This is a genomic window from Haladaptatus sp. W1, assembly GCF_001723155.1.
Lineage (GTDB): Archaea > Halobacteriota > Halobacteria > Halobacteriales > Haladaptataceae > Haladaptatus > Haladaptatus paucihalophilus.
In genome coordinates this window covers 1-18811 of record NZ_MEIH01000314.1, presented here as the reverse complement: position 1 = coordinate 18811, position 18811 = coordinate 1, and the positions used below count along the sequence as shown (strand labels likewise).

Sequence of the window (18811 nt, the reverse complement as noted above, 5' to 3'; positions counted from 1 at the left end):
CGCAAGCTCCCCGCGACTCTCCGTTTGGCGAATCGCGGCGAAGATGTCCGGACCGAACACGTACACACCGGCGTTGATCTGTTCCGACGTCGTCATCCCCGGTATCGGTTTTTCGATGATGTCGGTGACGGTCTGCCCGTCACGTTCGACCACGCCGAACCGACTCGGCGTTTCGACCCGCGTCGTCGCAAGCCCCGCCGCCCCCGTCTGTCGGTGGTCGTCGATGAGCTTTTCGACGGCGGACGGTTCGATATATCGGTCGCCGTTCATCGCGATGAAGTCCGACCCGATGTACGGTTCGGCCTGCAAGAGCGCATGCCCGGTACCCAACTGTTTTTCCTGTACCGCGTACGTGATATCGACGTTCCACCGGCGACCGTCGCCGAAGTACGTCTGAATCCGTTCACGGTGATAGCCAACGACGAGGACGATTTCGTCCACACCCGCCGCGGCGATGGATTCGATGACCGACTCCAGGAGCGGCTTGTTGCCGACCGGGAGCATCGGTTTCGGACGACGATTTGTAAGGGGTTGAAGCCGGGACCCTTCTCCAGCAGCGAGAACGACCGCTTTCATCGTCAGTAACACGCCGACCGGACAGTATATCTCTTTTCATTGACAACCTGACTGGTTGGTTCCGTCGCTCGTTCGCAAAGTTCTTGAAACGACGTCGGAAGATAATCGCCGTCAGAACCAAATTCAAGCCGATGGACATTGGCTTATCGTCCCGAATCGAGTCACTCGTCCAGCCTCGATATACCGCGTTCATCTCCTATTGGATTCATTCACGATAGGCGCTTGCTACTCCTGTTAAGCCACCTTTGTCTCGATTTCGGTTGACCGTCCATCGTCTGTAACCCCTTCGAGGTCTCTCAGTCCTACCGATATCGCGATATACTCTTCACACGGTTCGGAGCGGTGCCGACCGCAGATTCGCAAATACCTTCGGTGGACAGCCGGCACGCTTTTAAGGGAATATTATAACATTATCAGTGATGACCGACTGGTTTGCCAGTCGAATTTTTCTCGTCCAGGGGGTTTTATAGTTCAGCGCTAGAACCATACAGGGTGATGACGATTAGCATGATTCGCGGAGTCGTACGGATAGTCGACACTAACACCAGCCCCAAAGCCAGCACGAAACCGGCGGCGGTCCTTTCGGTGGTGAACTGAATGGAGGAGATAAGCACGGACGCCGCACCGCCGAGCATCGGCCCGTTCTCGCAAGCAGTCCGTGACGGCGACCGGATTTACGTCTCCGGACAGGGACCTGTAGACCCGGCGTCCGGTGATATCGTCGGCGATACCATCAGCGAGCAGACGACCCGGACGCTCGAAAACATCGACGCCGTTCTCGCGGCGGCAGGTCGCTCGCTGGACGACGTGGTGAAGGCGACCGTGTTCGTTCAAGACATGGACGACTACGACGAGATAAACGAGGTGTACGCGGAACACTTTTCCGCGCCGTATCCCGCCCGGAGCGCCGTGCAGGTCGAGGACTTGCCCATCGACATCGGCGTCGAAATCGAGGTCGTCGCGAGCGCCCGCGGGGAGGAGTGACGGCGTGAAAGCGGTTGCAGTCCGCCGCGGCGAGTCGGGTCCGCAACTGGTGGACGTTCCAAAACCGGACCCCGAGTCCGGCGAAGCACTGGTGCGGACCCTCCGGGTCGGCATCGACGGCACGGACCACGAAGTCATCGAGGGGACTCACGGCGGCTTCCCCGACGGGTCGGACTACCAAATCCTCGGCCACGAGGCGGTCGGCGTCGTGGTGGACCCGAACGGAACTCGATTCGAAACCGGAGACCTCGTGGTCCCGACCGTCCGCCGACCGGCGGGCGAGCCGAACGACTACTTCGCCCGCGGCGAACCGGACGTGGCACCCGACGGAACCTATCTCGAACGCGGTATCGTCGGCGCGCACGGCTACATGGCCGAATTCTTCACCAGTCCCGCGGAGTTCCTCGTCCCCGTCCCCGACGAGTTCGCGGAGACCGGATTTTTGGTCGAACCCGTCAGCAACTCCGAGAAGGCCATCGAGTACGCCTACGCCTCGCGCTCGGCGTTCGAGTGGCAACCGGAGAGCGCGCTCGTCCTCGGAAATGGTCCGCTGGGGTTGCTCACGCTTGCCATGCTCGTGAACCGCGACGACTTCGAGCGGACCTACTGCCTCGGCCGCCGCGACAGGCCGGACCCGACCATCGACATCATCGAGGAGCTGGGCGCGACGTACGTCGATTCGCGCGAAACGGACGTTTCGGAGGTCGCGAACGTCCACGAACCGATGGATTTCGTCTACGAGGCGACGGGCTACGCGCCCCACGCCTTCGAGACGATACGGGCGCTCGCGCCGAACGGTGTCGCCGCACTGCTCGGCATCCCCGGTGACCACACGTTCGAAATCGACGGCGGGGACCTCCACCGCGAGCTGGTCCTCCAGAACAAGGCCCTCCTCGGCAGCGTCAACTCGAACGTCCGCCACTTCGAGGCGGCGAAGGAGTCGTTCGCGGCGTTTCCCGACTGGTTCACCGAGAAGCTGATCACGGGCGTTTACACCCCGGAAAACGCCGAAAAAGCCTTCCAAACCGGCGACGGCCTTATCAAGACCGTCGTCGAGTTCGATACGCTGTAGAATCCCGCACGGACGACCCCGAGGTAGGACGTTCGACACCACCTTCGTCGCGTCGTTCTTCGTTCGCTTTTCTCCCACGTTTTTCGTCACGTCGTTTCATCTTTCATTTTCCTCCCACGTTTTATGGGCAGTCACCACTGTTGTTGGCGGCGTTCATACCGCGACCGCACCGCCCTCGGACCTCCCCATCCGACTCCTTCGCGTTCGCTCAGTCGTCTCGTGCGCGTTTCTCGCACGCGCCGACCGCAAACGAGCCTCCCACTCACGCCAACCGTTCTCCCACTCACGCCGACCGCTCGCCGCCGTGTCACTCCTCGACGTGTGCGACAATTCGCTCAACGGCGTAGTCCGCCTCCTCGTCCGTGAGGCACATCGGGTTCACGGTGAACTCGCCCGCCGGAAGCGCGTCCGCGCCGACGAAGACGCGGGGTTCCTCGCGCCGGAGGCCGCCAACGATGTCCGTCGCGGTGACGCCCGCCACTTCCGGGTCGACGGAGACCAAGACCTCGGGCGCGACGGCGGTCTTGTCGTCGGCCGTGAGCGACGGTTCGAGGCCGTCCACCTCGTCGAGTTCGGCAGCGATTCGCCGAGAGCGTTCGAGCCACTCCTCGATTGCGGCGTCGTGGTCCTCTTCCACGAAAAGCTGGAGGGCGCGGATGAGACCGACGAGTTCCTCCTTGCCGACCTTCATCGAACGTCCGATTCCCTGTCGCGGGACGCCGCCGAGTCGCCCCGGATGAACGAGTTTCGGGGCCGGTTCCCACACCGCCTCGGCCGCGTGCATGTCGAGGTGCTGGGCGGCGGCGGACTCGATGAGGTCCGCGCCTCCGGCGAGGATGCCGGTTGTTTGGGGGCCGCGAATGGCCTTCCCGCCGCTGAAGGCCACGAGGTCGGCACCCGCGTCAATAAAGGCCGAGAGGTTGCTCGTCGGCGGGAGTTCGGCGGCGGCGTCCACGATGACCGGGATGCCCTCGTCGTGTGCGATATCACACACGACGTCGAGCGGCGGTTCGGTGTACGACTTCTCGACGTAGGCCACCGCCGCCGTGTTCTCGCCGATGGCGTCGGCGATTTCCCACGGTTCGACGTTGCGCGACCCGGTGCCGAGGTGGCGGTCGTTCGTTCCCACGTCCACGATTCGCGCGCCGACGGCGCGGAGCGCGTGGTCGTAGCCCGTCCGGTGCGTTCGCGGCATGACGATTTCGTCCGGTACGTCCTCCGTCTCGGGTAGTCGCGCCATCGCGCCGATGTCGTCGCCCGCGATGCAGGCGGCCGCGCCGAGCGCCAGCGCGCTCGACGCTCCGGCGGTGACGTACCCCACGTCCGCGCCCGTTACCTCGGCTATCAACTCGCTTGCCTCGGCCTGCAGGTCGGAGAGGCGGACGAACGCCTCGGATGCGCGGGCCATGGCATCCATCGCTTCGGGCCGGATTCGACTGCCGCCGATTCGCGTCTTCGTCCCCGTCGCGTTGACGACGTGTGGAACGCCCAACTCCTCGTAGATGGTTTCGTTCGGCATACGGTACCTTCCCGCGTCACGGAATAAATAGCTTCGTCGTTCGCTCCCCCGCGCCGACCGCGAAATTCGGGTCGCCGTGGATGGGGAAATCTCTCCTCGATTTTTCCCGCTACTTCCTTTCTACCCCGTGCACCGATACGTTCATGGTTGAAGACTGTGCATTGATACCACGCCACGATCATGCCCGACATCGAACGCGGAGCGAGCTATTTCGGCGTACAAGACCCCGAACACGCGGCAACCGACCTGGAACGACTATACGAGGAGGGACTGACCGCCGTCCTCCACACCTTCAGCGAGCGCGACCAAGCCTTCTACCGCGAGACGATGCGGGATATCGTCGCGGCGAGTCACGACCAGTCGCTGTCGGTCTACGTCAACCCGTGGGCCGTCGGGGGCGTCTTCGGCGGCGAGGAGTTCTCCCGGTTCGTTGCTCACAACCCAGACAGTCGGCAGGTCCTCAACACCGGGGAGCGCGTTCCCGCTGCCTGCTTCAACGACCCGACGTTCCGCGAGTTCATGCGCGAGTGGACGCGGGACGCCGCCGGACTCGATGCAGACGTGCTCTTCTGGGACGAACCCCACTGGCACGACGTTCACTGGTACGGCGACGACCATCCCCGTGACGTGTGGTGCTGCCGCTGTGAACACTGCCGTGACGGATTTCGCGAGGAGTACGGCGAACCGATGCCAGCGACCGAAACAGAGGCCGTCTCGTCGTTCCGGGAAGAGTCGATGCTCGACTTCCTCGACGAGATGATGGCGCTGGCACACGAGGAGGGCGCGGAAAACGCGGTCTGTCTCATGCCCACCGGGTCGGCCGACCACGGGCCGCGCAATTGGGCGCGACTCGCGGAGAACGAGCACATCGACGTGCTCGCCACCGACCCGTACTGGGACGCGTTCGCCGAGGACGCCGACCCGGCGGAGTTCGTCTCGCGGTTCGGCGAGGAACTGGTCGAACTCGCGGACGAAAACGACCTCCGGAGTCAGTTGTGGATTCAGGGCTTCGGCCTGTCCGGCGATTCGGCGACCGAAGAGGTCCGAACGGCCACGCGAACCGTGCTCGACCTCGGTGCCGACAGTGTGTTTATGTGGGGCTACGACGGCTGTCGGACCATCTCGGAAATCGCGTGTGAAGACCCGATGGGCGTCTGGAACGCGTATCTGGACGAAGTGAACTGACTAACAAACGCGGTCGAGAACCCGCTCCCAGAGTGTCGGCAGGCCGTCCCACGACAGAAGCCCGTCGGGTGCCCAGTGGGGCGCACAGTCCGTCGCGTAGGCGAACGAACTCCCGTCCCCGAAGTCCCCGACAGCGAGAAACGGGTCGCCTCGCACCGTTACCCACACCTCTGCGTCCGGTTTCGCCATCGTCCGATTGTAGCCGAGGACGTGCGGCCACTCGTCGGGCAGGTCGGCGCCCGGCACGCCCTCGTTTCGCGGCACCGCTCCGTCGGGCGTTTCCACGCGGTCGTCTCCCGCCGCGATTTCGACCGGAAGCACGTCGGCGACCGGCGTGTGTCCGTAGCGCGCTTGCCCGCCCTTTCCCGCGAAACTCATGTATCCGCCGACCATGCCGAGCGCGCCGCCGTCCCGAACCCAGTCGGCGAGGAGCGCACAGCGGTCGACGTCCGTGTCGCCGCCCGCCACTTGCTCCGTTATCTGGAGCGTGTCTGCGCCAACGTCGCTCAGAATCACGAGGTCGTACTCGTCCAACGCGTCGGTCGTCCGCGGAAACGATTCGGCGGCGACGTGACACGGCTGATATGTCACCGACGCGCCGACCGATTCGAGCGTTTCGATGAACCGGTCCGCCGCCTCCCCGTACTGGCTGTCGCGCATGACGTTTCTCCCCTTTATTTCGAACTGTACCGTCACCCACGACTCACCGGCGAGCAAGACGTTCGTCATCGATTGTCGTGTCAAACCGTCGCCCCATAACCCTATCGTTCGCGTCAGAACGGGAACAGTCGCGCCTTCGCCTCGTCCGTCAGCGGCGCGCCGTACTCGCTCACTTCGAACGCCTCGGCGTAGCGGACCTCCTCGCCCGCCGAGCCGTATCGCTCGACGAGGCCGTCCCGGTAGCGGTCCGCGACGGTCGAAAGCGCTTCCACGTGCGGTAGGCCGCCGCTTCGCAACCAGTCGAACCGCTCGTCCGGGTCGTCGGGGACGTCATCCAGCACGCCCTCAACGTACGGCAGCCACTCGTACATCTGGGAGCCGTGACAGTCGAGCATCTCTAACTTCCGGTCCGCGGCGTCGTCGATATCGACCACCACGTCCGGGGAAAAGGGATACGGGCGCTCGAAGGTGTCGCTCAGGTAGGCGAACACGGGATTCGAGTCGAGCGCGGGCGTCGCCGGGCAGACGTTCGGCACCGCGACGAGGTAGGCGGCGTCGCGCACGAGTTGCGCCGTGTAGCGGTGGTCGGGGTGGTAATCGTTCGGTCGATGGGTGAGCACGAGGTCGGGTCGAAACTCGCGGATGCGGTGGATGAGTCGGTCGCGGTTGTCCAGCGACGGTTCGAGCCGACCGTCCGGGATGTCGAACAGCTCGAACCCGACCCCGGCAACGGATGCCGCGGCGTTCGCTTCGGCGTGACGGCGGCTGACCAGTTCTGCGCCGCCGAGTTCGTGGTGTCCGGCCTCTCCGTTCGTCATCGAGACGAACAACACGTCGTGGCTGTCGTCCGCATATTTACACGCGACGCCGCCCGCTTTGAGGTCGCAATCGTCGGGATGCGCGCCGACGACGAGTACCCGTACCGTCTCCGAGGTCATCGATATGACAGATTACACTCGGGCGCATAAGTTCTCCGGACGCGGAACCCGATTTCGCCGCCGTGCGGAGTTATTTGTAGGTGGCCTTCGAGGATGTGGTATGTCGGTGACGAACGTGTCAGCCATCCCTGTAGAGATGGGTGTCAAACCGCTCGAAGACGAACTCGGACTCGCGCCCTACGTGAGCAACCACGACCAAGTGACGTCGGTCACGCGAATGCTCGTGAAGGTCGAAACGGACGACGGCGTGACGGGGTGGGGCGAGATGCTCGTCGGGATGAAGTCCGCCGCGGTGACGAAGGCGGTCGTGGACGACGTTATTGCCCCGGAACTCATCGGCCGTGATGTAGGCGAAATACGGGATTTCGTCGAGTCGTTCTACTTCCCCTACGTGAAAGTTCGGCCGTTCCTCGGAGCGGTCGAAACCGCGCTCTGGGACGCCTTCGGCAAGACGGTGGGCGTCCCCGTCCATCAACTGCTCGGCGGGAAGACCCGCGAGTCGGTAGACATCGCCACCTGCCTCGGTATCCTCTCGCCGGAGGAGTCACGTACCTACGCCCGACGCGCTGTCGAGCACGGTTTTTCGACGCTGAAGACGAAAGCCGGGCCGGACTGGCGCGAGGACGTCGAGCGAATCCGCGCGATGCACGACGAGGTGGACGGCGAACTCGAATTCCGACTCGACCCCAATCAGGGCTGGTCGTTCGAGGACGCAGTTCGGGTCGCCACCCGACTCGAAGAGGAGGGCATCCTCCTGCAGTACCTCGAACAGCCGGTTCGCATCGACACCTACGGGACGTACGCCTCGCTCCGCAACCGTGTGCGGACGCCCGTCGCGGTCAACGAGGACACGTACTTCCCGCGCAACCTCCGCTTTTTGCTGCAGGCCGACGCCATCGACGTGGCCGTCGTGGACCTCGTGCCTGCCGGTGGCATCCTTGCCGTGCGCGAACAGGTAGCCATGGCGGCCAACGCGGGTGTCTCGGCGTCCCACCACTGCGGCTTCGACCTCGGCGTCAAGACCGCGGCGATGCTTCACACTGTTGCGAGCACGCCCGGCATCAACCTCCCGCCAGACAGCACCTACTACGGCTGGGACGACTACATCATCGAGGACCCGTTCGAGGTCGAGAACGGCGCGCTCCGGGTTCCGGACGGCCCGGGGCTCGGGGTAACGGTGGACGAGGAAAAGGTCGAACGGTATCGGTGCGACTGAGGTTCAGTCCCCTTCTGCGGTATCGCGGGACGTTGCGGTTTTTCCGGTAGATGCGTCGTCCGAGAGCGGTTCGCTCTCCCAGTAGGCGTGGTCTGCTTCGTTTCGGAAACAGGCCGTCCGCCGACCGTCGCCCTCGTGGTCGGCGAGTGCTGGACACGATTCCGTACACGCCGTCCGCGCCTCGGGACAGCGCGTGTGGAACCGACACCCGGACGGCGGGTCCACGGGGTCGGGAATGTCGAGTGTGCGAATCGGCGGCTCTGGCACGCTCTCGGACCGATTCCTGAGGTCGGAGGTCGCCCAGAGAAGCACCTTCGTGTACGGATGCTGTGGGTCGTGGATTATCTGTTCGGGCGTACCTATCTCGACGAGTTCGCCGAGATACATGATTCCGATGCGGCCGTTCGCCCGCTGAGTGAGGTGCTTGGCGTTGGCGAGGTCGTGCGAGATGTACAGGTAGGAGGTGTTGAACTGGTCCTGCAGTTCGAGCATGAGGTCCATCATCTCGGCGCGAAGTGACACGTCGAGCGCGCTGATAGCCTCGTCGGCGAGGATGAGGTCCGGATTCATCAGCAAGGCCCGGATGAGCGCCACGCGCTGTTGTTCCCCGCCGGAGAGTTGATGAGGATAGCGTTTGGCGTAATCCTCCGCCGGAGCCATCCCCACGTATTCGAGCAGGCCGTAGATGCGGGCACGGCGGTCCGCCTCGCTCATCTCCGGTTGCCAGTGTTTCAGCGGGTCGGCGAGGCTTGATTCGACCGTGTAGTTCGAGTTCAGCGAACTGCCAGGGTCCTGATGAATCATCTGGAGCGAGCGGCGTATCTCCTCCGCCGAGTACTCGCCAGCGGACTTTCTTCTGTCGAACAGGCCGCCGGATTCCTTGGTTTCCCACACGTCCTGCCCCCGGTACAATACCTTCCCCTCCGTCGGACGCTGGACGCCAATTGCCGTCTTGCCGAGCGTCGTCTTCCCACAGCCGGATTCGCCGACGAGTGCGACGATGTCGTTCTCGTAGATGTCGAGGCTCACGTCGTCCACGGCGTGGACGGTCTCGGACCCGGCGAGGCCGAACAACTGTTCTTTCTCGAAGTGGACGCTCACGTTCTGCAGCGAGAGGAGCGGGTCGCCGCGGCGGTCGGTCATCGTCGCTCACCTCCGCTGGCGTCGGTGGTGTCCGCCGTGTCTGCCGACTTCGGTGGCTCGTTGAGCAACAACGGGACCATCTCACGGGCCTCTTCGGGGTAGAAGCAGGCCACTTCGTGACCCTCGTCCACGTCGCGGAGGTGGGGACTTTCGGCCTCGCACGTCCCGTCGGCCAGCGGACAGCGCGGATTGAACGAACAGCCGTTCGGGAGCGAGACGGGGTCGGGACTCGACCCCTCGATTCCCTCGATGTCCATCGCCCGGTCGGAGATGTTCGGGACGGCGTTGAGCAGGGCGCGGGTGTAGGGGTGGGCGGCGTCGTCGAGGAGTTCGTCGGTCGGGCCGAGTTCCACGAGGTCGAAGGCGTACATCACGGCGAGGCGGTCGGCGAGGTCGGCGACGAGCGGCAGGTCGTGGGTGACGAAAACCATCGTCAGGTCGTACTTCTCCTGGAGGTCCTCCAGCATGCTGATGATGGACCGCTGCATCAGCAGGTCGAGCGCTGCCGTCGGTTCGTCCATCACGACGACGTTCGGGTCGAGGACGAGGCCGAGGGCGATGAGCGCCCGTTGTTTCATCCCGCCGGATAGCTCGTGCGGGTGTGAGCGTAACACCTGCTCGGTCGGCAGGTAGAGGTCCGCGAGGAGTTCGCGCGCGAACTCCATTCCTTCCGAGACGTCCGCGCCGTGTGCGCGAAGCGTCTCCTCGAAGTGACTACCGATGGTCATCGTCGGGTTGAACGCGCTCTGGGCACCTTGGATGACGAACGAAATCTCGTTCCAGCGGAGCTTCGTCAGTTCCTCGCGGGAGAGGGACAGCACGTCCACCGGTTCGCCGCCGTCCGGCGGATGGTAGATGACTTCCCCGTCCACCTGTCCCGGTGAGACGATGGCGTCCAGCATCGCGGAGGCGAGCATCGACTTGCCGGACCCGCTCTCGCCGACGACGCCGAGGACCTCGCCCGCGTGGACGTCGATACTGACGTCCCGAAGGACGCGGGAGTCCCCGCGGTCCATGCTGAACGAGACGCTGGCGTCCCGGACTTCGAGGATGACGTCCTCCTCGGTCGGCGTGTCGGTGTCCGACGCGGACCAGAATTCGGTTGCCATCGGCGTCACCTCCGGCCGCCGGTTTCTCGGAACCGGTCGGTGTGTGGCGGTCGTTCGGCGTGTGTTGCCCCGTCGGCGTGTTTGATATCGGTGGTGGTCATGGATTCGTGTGGTGTGTGTCGAGTCATCAGTTGTACCCTATCAAGCGAAGTCCGAGCTGACCGAGGATGGCGTAGATGAACGCGCTCGTCCCCCAGATGGCGAACATCCCGGCGAGAACGGCATGCGTCAGCGAGGGGAGGAGATAGCCCGAGAGGAGGACGGCCAACAGCCAACAGACGACCCCCAACGCGACGATGAACGCGAGGAACGACCGCCTGATGGCGAGCAGGAGGGACACCGCCCGCCCGTTCTCGTCCGTGACCGAGGTGCTCATTCGTCACCTCCGGCGGTTTCGTGGCGCGCGCGAAGGCGGACGTTGAACACCCGGTCGAGCCCCTGCGCGAGCAGGATGAATCCGAGCGAGATGAGGATGATGAGCGCCATCGGCACCAGCAACCAGTGTATCTGGTCGGGGTTCGTCAGGTTCGCTTGGTTGTACGCGTCGTTCATCATCAATCCCCAATTCAGGTTCGAGCGGGGGAGGATCCCGAGGAAGTACAACCCGACGGACTCGAAAATTATCTTCCGGGCGCTGGTCGCGAAGTTGACCGAGATGTACGGCATCAGGTTCGAAACCACGTCCTTGCGGAGGATGTGAAGCTCCGACAGGCCCATGATGCGCGAGGCTTCGGTGAACGCCTCCTCGCGGATGCTCAACACTTGCGAGCGAACCGTCCGCGCCAACTTCGGCCAGTTGTCGATGCCGAGGATGAGGCCGACGACGAGGGGGCTTTCCGGTTGGTAGATGCTCGCCAGCACGATGACCAGCGCGATGCCGGGAATGGTGAGAACGACGTCCGTGAGCGTCATCAACGCGGAGTCGGTGCGGCCGCCGCGGTAACCGGCGACGGTGCCGATGAGCGTTCCGAGACAGACCGACAACAACGCACCGGCGAGGATCATCTCCAGCATCGCGGGCGTCGCGTGGACGACCTGTTTCAGAATCGACTTCCCCATCACGTTGGTTCCGAGCGGATACGCCCAGTCTTGGAACGGGGAGAGGTATATCGGTCCCTCCATCACGGTGGCCTTCTCGACGAGGACGATGCCGAACGGTGCCGCGGCGATGACGCCCATGACGACGAAGCCGAGGAGGATGAGCGACCCGACGAGCGCCCGCCAGTCGTTCAACAGCACCGCGATGGGCGCGTAGACGTGCCGCTCGAACGACCGCCGGGCCTTCTCGCGTCCCGTCAGTTCGGGGACGTTCGACGTTTGCGTGAAGATGCTCTCGTCCATCGGGGCGGAACCGGACCGACTGTTCGTCCCGCCGTCGGTTCGTGCGGATTCGTCGTCGGTTCGGCGAGGGGTGTCGGCGTGCGGCATTTCGGCATCGTCATTCTCAGTAGGCTTCACGTTCGCTCCCTCCTTTGACGCGGGGGTCGATGACGCCGTACGTCAGGTCGGCGATGAGGATTCCCAACAGCGTGATGCTGGTGAAGAAGATGAACGACCCCATGATGAGCGGGTAATCGCGGTTCAACAGCGCGTTGTACGTCACGAGGCCCATCGCGGGGTAGTTGAAGATGGTTTCGAGGATGATGCTGCTCCCAAAGATGCCCGCGATGCCCATCATGATGCTCGTGTAGACGGGCAACAGCGCGTTGCGGCCGACGTAGCGGATGGCGATGCGGCCCTGACTGATGCCACGAAGTCGCGCGACGCGGATGTAGCCTTCGCCCATCTCGCGGATGCAGTTCCCCCGAAACGCCAGTGCACCGCCGAATCCAGCGATGAACGAGGAGAACACGGGAAGGATGGCGTGTTTGACGACGCCGACGATGAACGGGAGGTTCAGTCCGGCCGTCGTGTTCGGGTCCATCCGTCCGCCGCTCGGCAACCAGCCGAGGGAGAACGAGAAGACGATGAGCGAGAGGATGGCGACGATGTAGTACGGAACGGTCGTATTGGCGATGGAGAATATCGTCATCCCGGTGTCGAACGTACCGCCTTCGTTGTACGCCATGACTGCGCCGAGCAGCAGGCTGACCGTCGTCCCGAGCGCGAGGCCGTAGATGCTGATGAACAGCGACCACGGCATCGCCTCGAACAGGATGTCGAAGACGGGTCGGTTCTTGAAAATCGACCGTCCGAAGTCCTGATAGACGATGATGTTTCGGAGGTAATCGTAGTACGCGACGTACCACGGTTTGGACGGGTCGATACCGGTGTACGTCTGCACCATCATGTTGATGCGTTCCATCTGCTGTGGCGACGGACTGCTTCCCTGTTCTATCATCTGTTGCATCAGATGGTTTTTCACCATTTCGACGGGGCCGAACGGTAACATTCGGTACAGGGCGAACGTCACCGTCAGCGCCAGCAGGAACACTAGCACTGATTGCCCGATCCGCTTCGAATAATACATCGTGCTACTGTGCTTGTGTTTCTCCCACCGCAATAAAGGTATGGGAGGGATTCTCTGTAACGGGCAGTTTCATTACGTCTGCGGCCCAGTTCGAGGTATGGCGCTCCTCACGCGACTCCGTGGCCTATTCGGAGGCGACTCGGACGACACCGAGACGTACCAGTGTATCAGATGCGGCGCGACGTTCGACCGGGAGTTCTACGAGTGTCCCGACTGTGGGGTCGCTCACGCCGTCGCCCGAATCGACGACGATGAGGAGACGGGGCGAAACGCTTAATTCCTGACGTGCGAGTGACCCGAACGAATGTCTCACGCACCCACTGTGTTCGATTACGTCTGCTCGAACGCCGATAAGTTCGCCATGCTGCTGGCGTTCGAGTGTTTGGCCTGTTTCCTCTCGATACTGCTCTTTTTCTGGTCGGAATCGGGAACGGCAGCACACGTCGTGTCCGTCCTCAACGTCCTCGGTGCGGGCATACTCGGTGCCGGAACGGCGGCGCTCCTCGTGAAATGCCATCGGACCTGAGGACCGAAAAACCGTGCGTGGGATGATAGCGGCAGGGCGGTTACTTCGTTTTCGCGCTGATGTGTCCTTTCATCAGGAACTCGATAGCGTTCGTGAAGTGTTCGTTCTTCGCCTTCTCGGAGTGGCCGGTGTCGTCGTCCCCGGTCGGGAAGTCGAACTTGTTCTGGTTGCCCCAGTACACCCTCGTCTCGTCGTAGAAGCCGATGTGCGGGACCTGCCAGTTGGTGTACCACATGAGTTTCTTCGTGAGGCCCTTGACCTCCTTCGTGGACTGGGTTTGGGACATGATATTACCCCACTTGATGGGATACAACGTCTGTTTTGCGCCGCCGTTGCCAGTCTGTCCGACGTTCTTCGGGAATTTCGGTCGGATCGGTTGGTTCAGCTTCTTGCTCCGTGACTGGGAAAGGTCGGGCGTTCGGCGATCGACGCTACAGTCGCCGCTCGGTTCCTTTACGTTCACGACTTCGTCGAACTTACCGAGACCGGCCACGCTGACGGTGGAATACGCGCTCGCCGGGTGTGACGTCTTCGAGAACCAGTTGACCATGTCGAAGTCGTGGGTGTCGGTCCACCGCTTCCAGAACCCGCTGCTCGATGGGATGATGAGTTCGTTGCCGAAGCCGAACTCCTTGAGTTTGGGACTCAGGTACTTCCCGATGGTCTCGTAGATGGTCCACGGCGGCGTCAGATAGGTGAGTCCCTCGACGCGACTGCCATCCGGTCCGGCCCAGACGTCGCCGTCCTTCGTGTAGCCCGCGTCCTTAAGGACTTGTTTCGCCTTCTCGGGCTTCGACGTGCGACCGTAATCGATGAGCTTGTTCTGGAAACTTTTGCTCGTCCATTGATTCCCGGTGCTCGCGGACATCCCGGTTACGGTGTCTCGGGGTTTGTAGTTCAGTCCCTGCGTGCTCTTGATGACTTTCACGAGTTCGTCGTGGTCCATGAGGTACGCGATGGCCCGACGAACGGGACGGCGAGCGAGGTGTTCGTTGTTCCAGTTCATGGCTAACTTCACGATGCTGGACGTGCCGAACTGGTTGTATACGTCGACGTTGCCGTTGGACTTGGCCTGATTTATCGTCTTGTCCCCCATGTCGAGTTGGCCCGCGTTGAGCGCCTGAATCGCCTTCTGTTTCTCCGAGATGAGATGCCAGTTGAACGTCTTCAGGTTCGTCCAATCGGCGCGCGGGTGGTCCTCGTACTTCTTGTGGACGGCGTTGGTGGGGGAGAGCTGTTTCGGCTTCCACAACCCACAGCCGAGACCCTTCTCGGTGAGGTCGTTCAGCGTGATGGTCGTCGAAGTCAGCTCCTTGGTCACCTTTTCCACGGCGCTCTGACCGCCCGCGTCTTCGTACTTATCGAGCCACGATTTGAAATAATCGTGCTTGGCGGGGACGGTGTAGTACGGGGATGCCGTCTTCTGCAACGACGGATTGGCCGGTCCGGCGAGATGATGTTTGATCGTGTGTTTATCGGCTACCTCCCAACTGTCGTCCGTGTTCTCCGGACCGTAGCTCGCCTTGTAATCGCTGATGAGTGCTGCGGTGCGGAAGTCTTGTGCGGTGACGGGCGTTCCGTCCCACCACGTGTACTCGTCGTTGAGTTTTATCTCGACCTCACAGCCGCCCCCTTTGATGTTGATTTCGTCCGCGAGGAAGTACATCGGTTCCCCCTTGGCGTTGGGCCAAACCAACGACTCCCACCACATGTTGTCCATCCAGAACTCGGTGTTCTTCGTATCAGTGAAGGGGTTGATATTGGCCTTGCTGGGTTGCCAACTGACCGGTGCGCGCATGTGCAGTTCGGTCGTGACGGGCGTCCCGTTTTTCCCGTTCGACCCGCTCGCATCGTCGGGGGTCCCCGACATCGTCACATCCGGGTCGTTGGGGTTGCTGCCGCCACAACCGGCCAGTCCGGCCATCGTCGCGCTCCCGCCGAGCGCGAGCCACTGTCGCCGCGTCAGCGAAGCTCTCTCAGGCTCATCGCTAGCACCGTGGTTGCTGTTAACCATGCTCGGTTCGACTTTAAAATGAACATAGAAAAATGTTTGGGTTAGTGACGCTCTGCTTCGGAGAACGACTCGTCGTCGCGATACAAACCGTTTTGTGGGCCGGGTACGGCTGGAGTGTATGGACACGAACACGGCAGAGCGGAGCAACGACGTCGCCGTCGTCACCGGTGCGGCGAAGGGTATCGGCCGCGCCATCGCGGAGCGACTCGCGAACGCTGGCACCACCGTCATCGTCGCGGACGTGGACGCGGACGGCGGCGAGGAAACGGTCGCCCGCATCGAGGAGAACGGTGGGACGGCCGAATTCGTCGGGACCGACGTCAGCGATTCGGCGGACGTGTCCGCCATGGTCGAAGCGACGATGGAGCGCCACGGGAGCGTTGACGTCCTCGTGAACAACGCGGGCGGGTCGTTCGACGACGGCAACGTCGCCGACGTGACCGACGCCACGTGGGAGCGAATCATCGACGTGAACCTGAAGGGCCAGTTCCTCTGCGCTCGGGAGGTCCTCCCGGCGATGGTCGAATCGGGCGGCGGGTCGATGGTCCACGTTTCGTCCATCAACGCGAAACTCGGCATCGGCCTCGCCTCTTACTCCGCCGCGAAGAACGGCATCGTCGCGCTCTCCCGACTCATCGCCACGCAGTATGGCCGCCACGGCGTCCGCTCGAACGCCGTCTGTCCGGGGAGTATCATCACCGACGCGTCGAGCGAGAAGCTGACCACCGAGGGGCCGGTCCGCGAGGAGTGGCTGAACCAGTATCCCGTCGGCCGATTCGGACGACCCGAAGACGTGGCCGAGGCCGCGTTCTACCTCACGTCGGAGAAGGCGTCGTTCGTCACCGGCACGGAACTCGTCGTTGACGGCGGTCTCTCCGCCGGTCTCGACCAACGGTTGGAGACGATGATGTACGACATCGACGAACCGCCGACGTGGAATTGCGACGATAACTGACGTCGCTCCCCTTCGAACGGAAGTATAAGTAGCGGGACGAGAAACAGCGGGGAGATGACCACACAGTGTCGCCGTCTTACCGAGTACGGGCGCATTTTCGACGGCATCGACGTTCGAAACGTGTCCCCTCCCCAATTTTCGACCGGAGACGAAGTACGCCGCGCTGTACCATCTCGCGTTCGACAGCGGTTCGCCGACGGGACGTTCACGAAGGAAATTGAGGGGGTGACGGCGTGAGCGAGCGCGTCGTCGTCGGCCTCATGTCGGGCACGTCGCTCGACGGCGTCGATGCAGCCTGCTGTCGGATTCGGAGGGACGGGGAGGCGATACGCGACTACGACGTGAGCGTCGAATCGTTCGTCACGCGGGAGTACGACTCGGCCTTCCGCGAGCGACTCGAACGCGTCTGCTCCGACGAGGGGTCCGTCGCCGAGGCCTGTCGGCTGAACGTCGCGCTCGCGGCGGTCTTCGCGGACGCGGCGGAAGCGGCGGCGGACGCCGCGAACCTCGATATCTCGGCCGTGGACGCCATCGGGTCGCACGGCCAGACGATTCGTCACGAACCGGAGCCACGACGACTGCCGGTGGGCGACGACCGACGCCGTTCAACGCTCCAGATCGGCGACGGGAGTTACATCGCCGAGCGGACCGGCGTCACGACGGTCGCGGACTTTCGCACCGCGGACGTGGCGGTCGGCGGACACGGTGCGCCGCTGGTTCCGTTCGCCGACCTCGCCCTGCTCGCCGACGACGAGTCGTTCCGCATCGCACAGAACGTCGGCGGCATCGGGAACTGCACCGCGTTGCCGCCCGGAGCAGCGCGCGAGGACGTGACCGCCTTCGACACGGGACCCGGAAACATGGTTATCGACGGCGTCGTGGAACTCCTGACGGACGGCGAGCGGACGTACGACCGCGACGGTCGGATGGCCCGCGAGGGGACGGTCCACGACGCGATACTCGACGATGCGTTGGACGAGCCATACTTCCGTGCGGAACCTCCGAAGTCCACCGGACGGGAGCAGTTCGGCCGCTCGTACGCACGGGAGTTCGTCGCCGCCTGCCGGGAGCGAAACTGCACGGACGAGGACGTCGTGGCGACGGCGACGGCATTGACGGCCCGCTCCATCGCCGACGCGTACCGGCTATTTCTCCCGAACGCACCGGACGAAATCGTCGTCTCCGGCGGCGGGGCGTACAACCCGCGCTCCTCGACATGCTCGACGCCGAGGTGAGCGCCCCGGTCCGAACTATCGACGAGTACGGTGTCGGAAGCGACGCGAAGGAGGCCGTCGCGTTCGCCCTGCTCGGCGCGGCGGCGCTGGACGGCGTGCCGAACAACGTCCCCGGCGCGACCGGTGCGGCCCGACCGGTCGTCATGGGCAAGCGCTGCCCGCCGAACTGAGCGCTCCGTCACTCCGTCTTGTCCCCTTTTTCGAACGTCCGATTCGTCGCGGTATTCTCGCCCCACGAACCCTCGGCTTTCGATTCTGTCGAACCGCGAACCCCTGATCTTCCTCCTTTCAGCGGTCATGCGGACTGCTACCTTCGTTTCCGGCGGACAAGAGGGGGAGCTTCCGTGGACTCGAAATCGACCCCGATTCATCACGAAAATATGTGCGTTATTACCTGCCGAGAAGCGAACCGAACACACGATTCGCGGGTACATTACATGCATAGTTCCGTAATGTGTGTCTTCGACCAGGGAACGCCGTATCCCGCCACGAGAGGCATTCACACGCGTGATGTGCCGTCGTTTCGTCTCTATCGAATGTGTTTCCCCCACGAATACGACTTGAAATCCTCTGAAACCGTTTTAAATCGGTGATTCGAGACTTCTCCGTTCCGTTTCGGCTGTGTCGAAACGATATCCAGTGTTCGACGCGAGGTGGTCGCGTTTCGAGAACGACGAAAATCTGATTGGACGAAACCGGGCGGAGAACGGGTGGGGAACGGACGGAGAACGGACGAAAACGGGTGACGCGGGTTGAAACGGCGGTCCTTACGCGGACTCCGCGATACCCGGGAGGTCGAAGAGGTCCGCGAGCGACTCCACCTCGTAGGTCGGGTCCTCCGGGAGGTCGTAGCCATCACGGTGTGGTCGTCGGATGAACGCCGAGTCGAGGCCCGCGCGGTGGGCGGCGCGAACGTCACAGGTGCTGTCGCCGACGTAGAGGCCGTCGGTCACATCGAGGTCGGCCATCGCCTGCTCGATGTAGTACGTCTCGGGTTTGGTCTGCTCGAATCCCTCGACCGTCGGTTCACGGCCGTAGGCCGTCTCGAACAGGTGGGCGAAGTCGAACCGGTCGAGCATGTACTCGATGGTGGCGTGTTGATTGCTGCTGACGACCCCCATGTCGTGATGCGCGGCGAGGTCCGGGAGAACCGAACAGTCGTCGTAGGGGACCCGCTCGCCGCGGTCCATCATATTGGATTGGAGGCGC

General features: G+C 63.1%; 19 protein-coding genes and 1 pseudogene. 9 read left to right on the top strand and 11 right to left on the bottom strand.

Translation table 11 applies throughout. From position 1 onward, the window contains the following. The coding region (locus tag BG842_RS16570; protein WP_139136165.1) for a nucleotidyltransferase family protein at positions 1-576 on the bottom strand (576 nt) is incomplete at its 3' end. 597 nt (positions 577-1173) lie between these two features. Here BG842_RS16570 and BG842_RS16565 point away from each other — a divergent pair. Together BG842_RS16565 and BG842_RS16560 are read left to right on the top strand one after the other, a co-directional pair. Further along, the gene (locus BG842_RS16565; RefSeq protein ID WP_069451629.1) at positions 1174-1560 is read left to right on the top strand and encodes a Rid family detoxifying hydrolase; all 387 of its coding nucleotides are present in this window, start codon (positions 1174-1176) and stop codon (positions 1558-1560) included. Between the two features lie 4 nt (positions 1561-1564). Beyond that, positions 1565-2632, top strand: a complete 1068-nt coding sequence (locus BG842_RS16560) for a glucose 1-dehydrogenase (protein WP_069451628.1) — start codon at positions 1565-1567, stop codon at positions 2630-2632. Positions 2633-2939: 307 nt separating this feature from the next. On the opposite strand, the gene BG842_RS16555 is transcribed toward BG842_RS16560, so the two are convergent. Further along, entirely contained in the window at positions 2940-4151 is a 1212-nt protein-coding gene (locus BG842_RS16555) for an aminotransferase class V-fold PLP-dependent enzyme (protein WP_069451627.1), read from the bottom strand. A gap of 180 nt (positions 4152-4331) precedes the next feature. Here BG842_RS16555 and BG842_RS16550 point away from each other — a divergent pair, with 180 nt between their 5' ends. Beyond that, positions 4332-5336, top strand: a complete 1005-nt coding sequence (locus tag BG842_RS16550) for a hypothetical protein (RefSeq protein ID WP_069451626.1) — start codon at positions 4332-4334, stop codon at positions 5334-5336. Here BG842_RS16550 and BG842_RS16545 read toward each other — a convergent pair whose 3' ends face one another. Both BG842_RS16545 and BG842_RS16540 read right to left on the bottom strand, forming a co-directional pair. Continuing rightward, on the bottom strand, positions 5337-6065 hold the full coding sequence (locus tag BG842_RS16545; RefSeq protein WP_069451625.1) for a glutamine amidotransferase: 729 nt from the start codon (positions 6063-6065) through the stop codon (positions 5337-5339). Between the two features lie 44 nt (positions 6066-6109). Beyond that, complete coding sequence (locus tag BG842_RS16540; protein WP_069451624.1) at positions 6110-6934, bottom strand: PIG-L deacetylase family protein; 825 nt, start codon at positions 6932-6934, stop codon at positions 6110-6112. A 100-nt stretch (positions 6935-7034) separates the two neighbouring features. Between BG842_RS16540 and BG842_RS16535 the strand changes: the two genes are divergently transcribed. Then, positions 7035-8150, top strand: a complete 1116-nt coding sequence (locus BG842_RS16535) for a mandelate racemase/muconate lactonizing enzyme family protein (RefSeq protein WP_069451623.1) — start codon at positions 7035-7037, stop codon at positions 8148-8150. 3 nt (positions 8151-8153) lie between these two features. Here BG842_RS16535 and BG842_RS16530 read toward each other — a convergent pair whose 3' ends face one another. From BG842_RS16530 to BG842_RS16510, 5 genes are all read right to left on the bottom strand, one after another. Then, complete coding sequence (locus tag BG842_RS16530) at positions 8154-9293, bottom strand: ABC transporter ATP-binding protein (RefSeq protein ID WP_069451622.1); 1140 nt, start codon at positions 9291-9293, stop codon at positions 8154-8156. Then, a complete protein-coding gene (locus BG842_RS16525) occupies positions 9290-10402 on the bottom strand; it encodes an ABC transporter ATP-binding protein (protein WP_069451630.1) in 1113 nt (370 codons plus the stop codon). The genes BG842_RS16530 and BG842_RS16525 overlap by 4 nt, the downstream gene beginning before the upstream one ends. 127 nt (positions 10403-10529) lie before the next feature. After that, positions 10530-10778 (bottom strand): hypothetical protein, encoded by a 249-nt coding sequence (locus BG842_RS16520; protein ID WP_069451621.1) that lies wholly within the window; start codon positions 10776-10778, stop codon positions 10530-10532. Continuing rightward, on the bottom strand, positions 10775-11830 hold the full coding sequence (locus tag BG842_RS16515) for an ABC transporter permease (RefSeq protein WP_254663251.1): 1056 nt from the start codon (positions 11828-11830) through the stop codon (positions 10775-10777). Before BG842_RS16515 ends, BG842_RS16520 begins: the two co-directional genes overlap by 4 nt. 16 nt (positions 11831-11846) lie before the next feature. Beyond that, the gene (locus BG842_RS16510; protein WP_007980863.1) at positions 11847-12842 is read right to left on the bottom strand and encodes an ABC transporter permease; all 996 of its coding nucleotides are present in this window, start codon (positions 12840-12842) and stop codon (positions 11847-11849) included. Positions 12843-12969: 127 nt separating this feature from the next. Here BG842_RS16510 and BG842_RS16505 point away from each other — a divergent pair, with 127 nt between their 5' ends. Together BG842_RS16505 and BG842_RS16500 are read left to right on the top strand one after the other, a co-directional pair. Next, complete coding sequence (locus BG842_RS16505) at positions 12970-13149, top strand: hypothetical protein (RefSeq protein ID WP_069451619.1); 180 nt, start codon at positions 12970-12972, stop codon at positions 13147-13149. 27 nt (positions 13150-13176) lie between these two features. Continuing rightward, the gene (locus BG842_RS16500) at positions 13177-13398 is read left to right on the top strand and encodes a hypothetical protein (protein ID WP_069451618.1); all 222 of its coding nucleotides are present in this window, start codon (positions 13177-13179) and stop codon (positions 13396-13398) included. Between the two features lie 40 nt (positions 13399-13438). Here BG842_RS16500 and BG842_RS16495 read toward each other — a convergent pair whose 3' ends face one another. Beyond that, the gene (locus BG842_RS16495; protein ID WP_069451617.1) at positions 13439-15412 is read right to left on the bottom strand and encodes an ABC transporter substrate-binding protein; all 1974 of its coding nucleotides are present in this window, start codon (positions 15410-15412) and stop codon (positions 13439-13441) included. A gap of 118 nt (positions 15413-15530) precedes the next feature. Here BG842_RS16495 and BG842_RS16490 point away from each other — a divergent pair, with 118 nt between their 5' ends. From BG842_RS16490 to BG842_RS16480, 3 genes and pseudogenes are all read left to right on the top strand, one after another. Further along, positions 15531-16367 carry an SDR family NAD(P)-dependent oxidoreductase gene (locus BG842_RS16490; RefSeq protein ID WP_069451616.1) on the top strand — a complete coding sequence of 279 codons (837 nt, stop codon included), beginning with the start codon at positions 15531-15533 and terminating at the stop codon, positions 16365-16367. A gap of 54 nt (positions 16368-16421) precedes the next feature. Continuing rightward, the gene (locus BG842_RS31845) at positions 16422-16604 is read left to right on the top strand and encodes a hypothetical protein (protein WP_069451615.1); all 183 of its coding nucleotides are present in this window, start codon (positions 16422-16424) and stop codon (positions 16602-16604) included. Positions 16605-16627: 23 nt separating this feature from the next. Then, a pseudogene (locus tag BG842_RS16480) lies at positions 16628-17772 on the top strand (anhydro-N-acetylmuramic acid kinase). A 597-nt stretch (positions 17773-18369) separates the two neighbouring features. Here the strand turns inward: BG842_RS16480 and BG842_RS16475 are convergent. Further along, a partial coding sequence (locus BG842_RS16475; protein WP_139136164.1) for an HAD family hydrolase occupies positions 18370-18811 on the bottom strand: 442 nt, incomplete at its 5' end.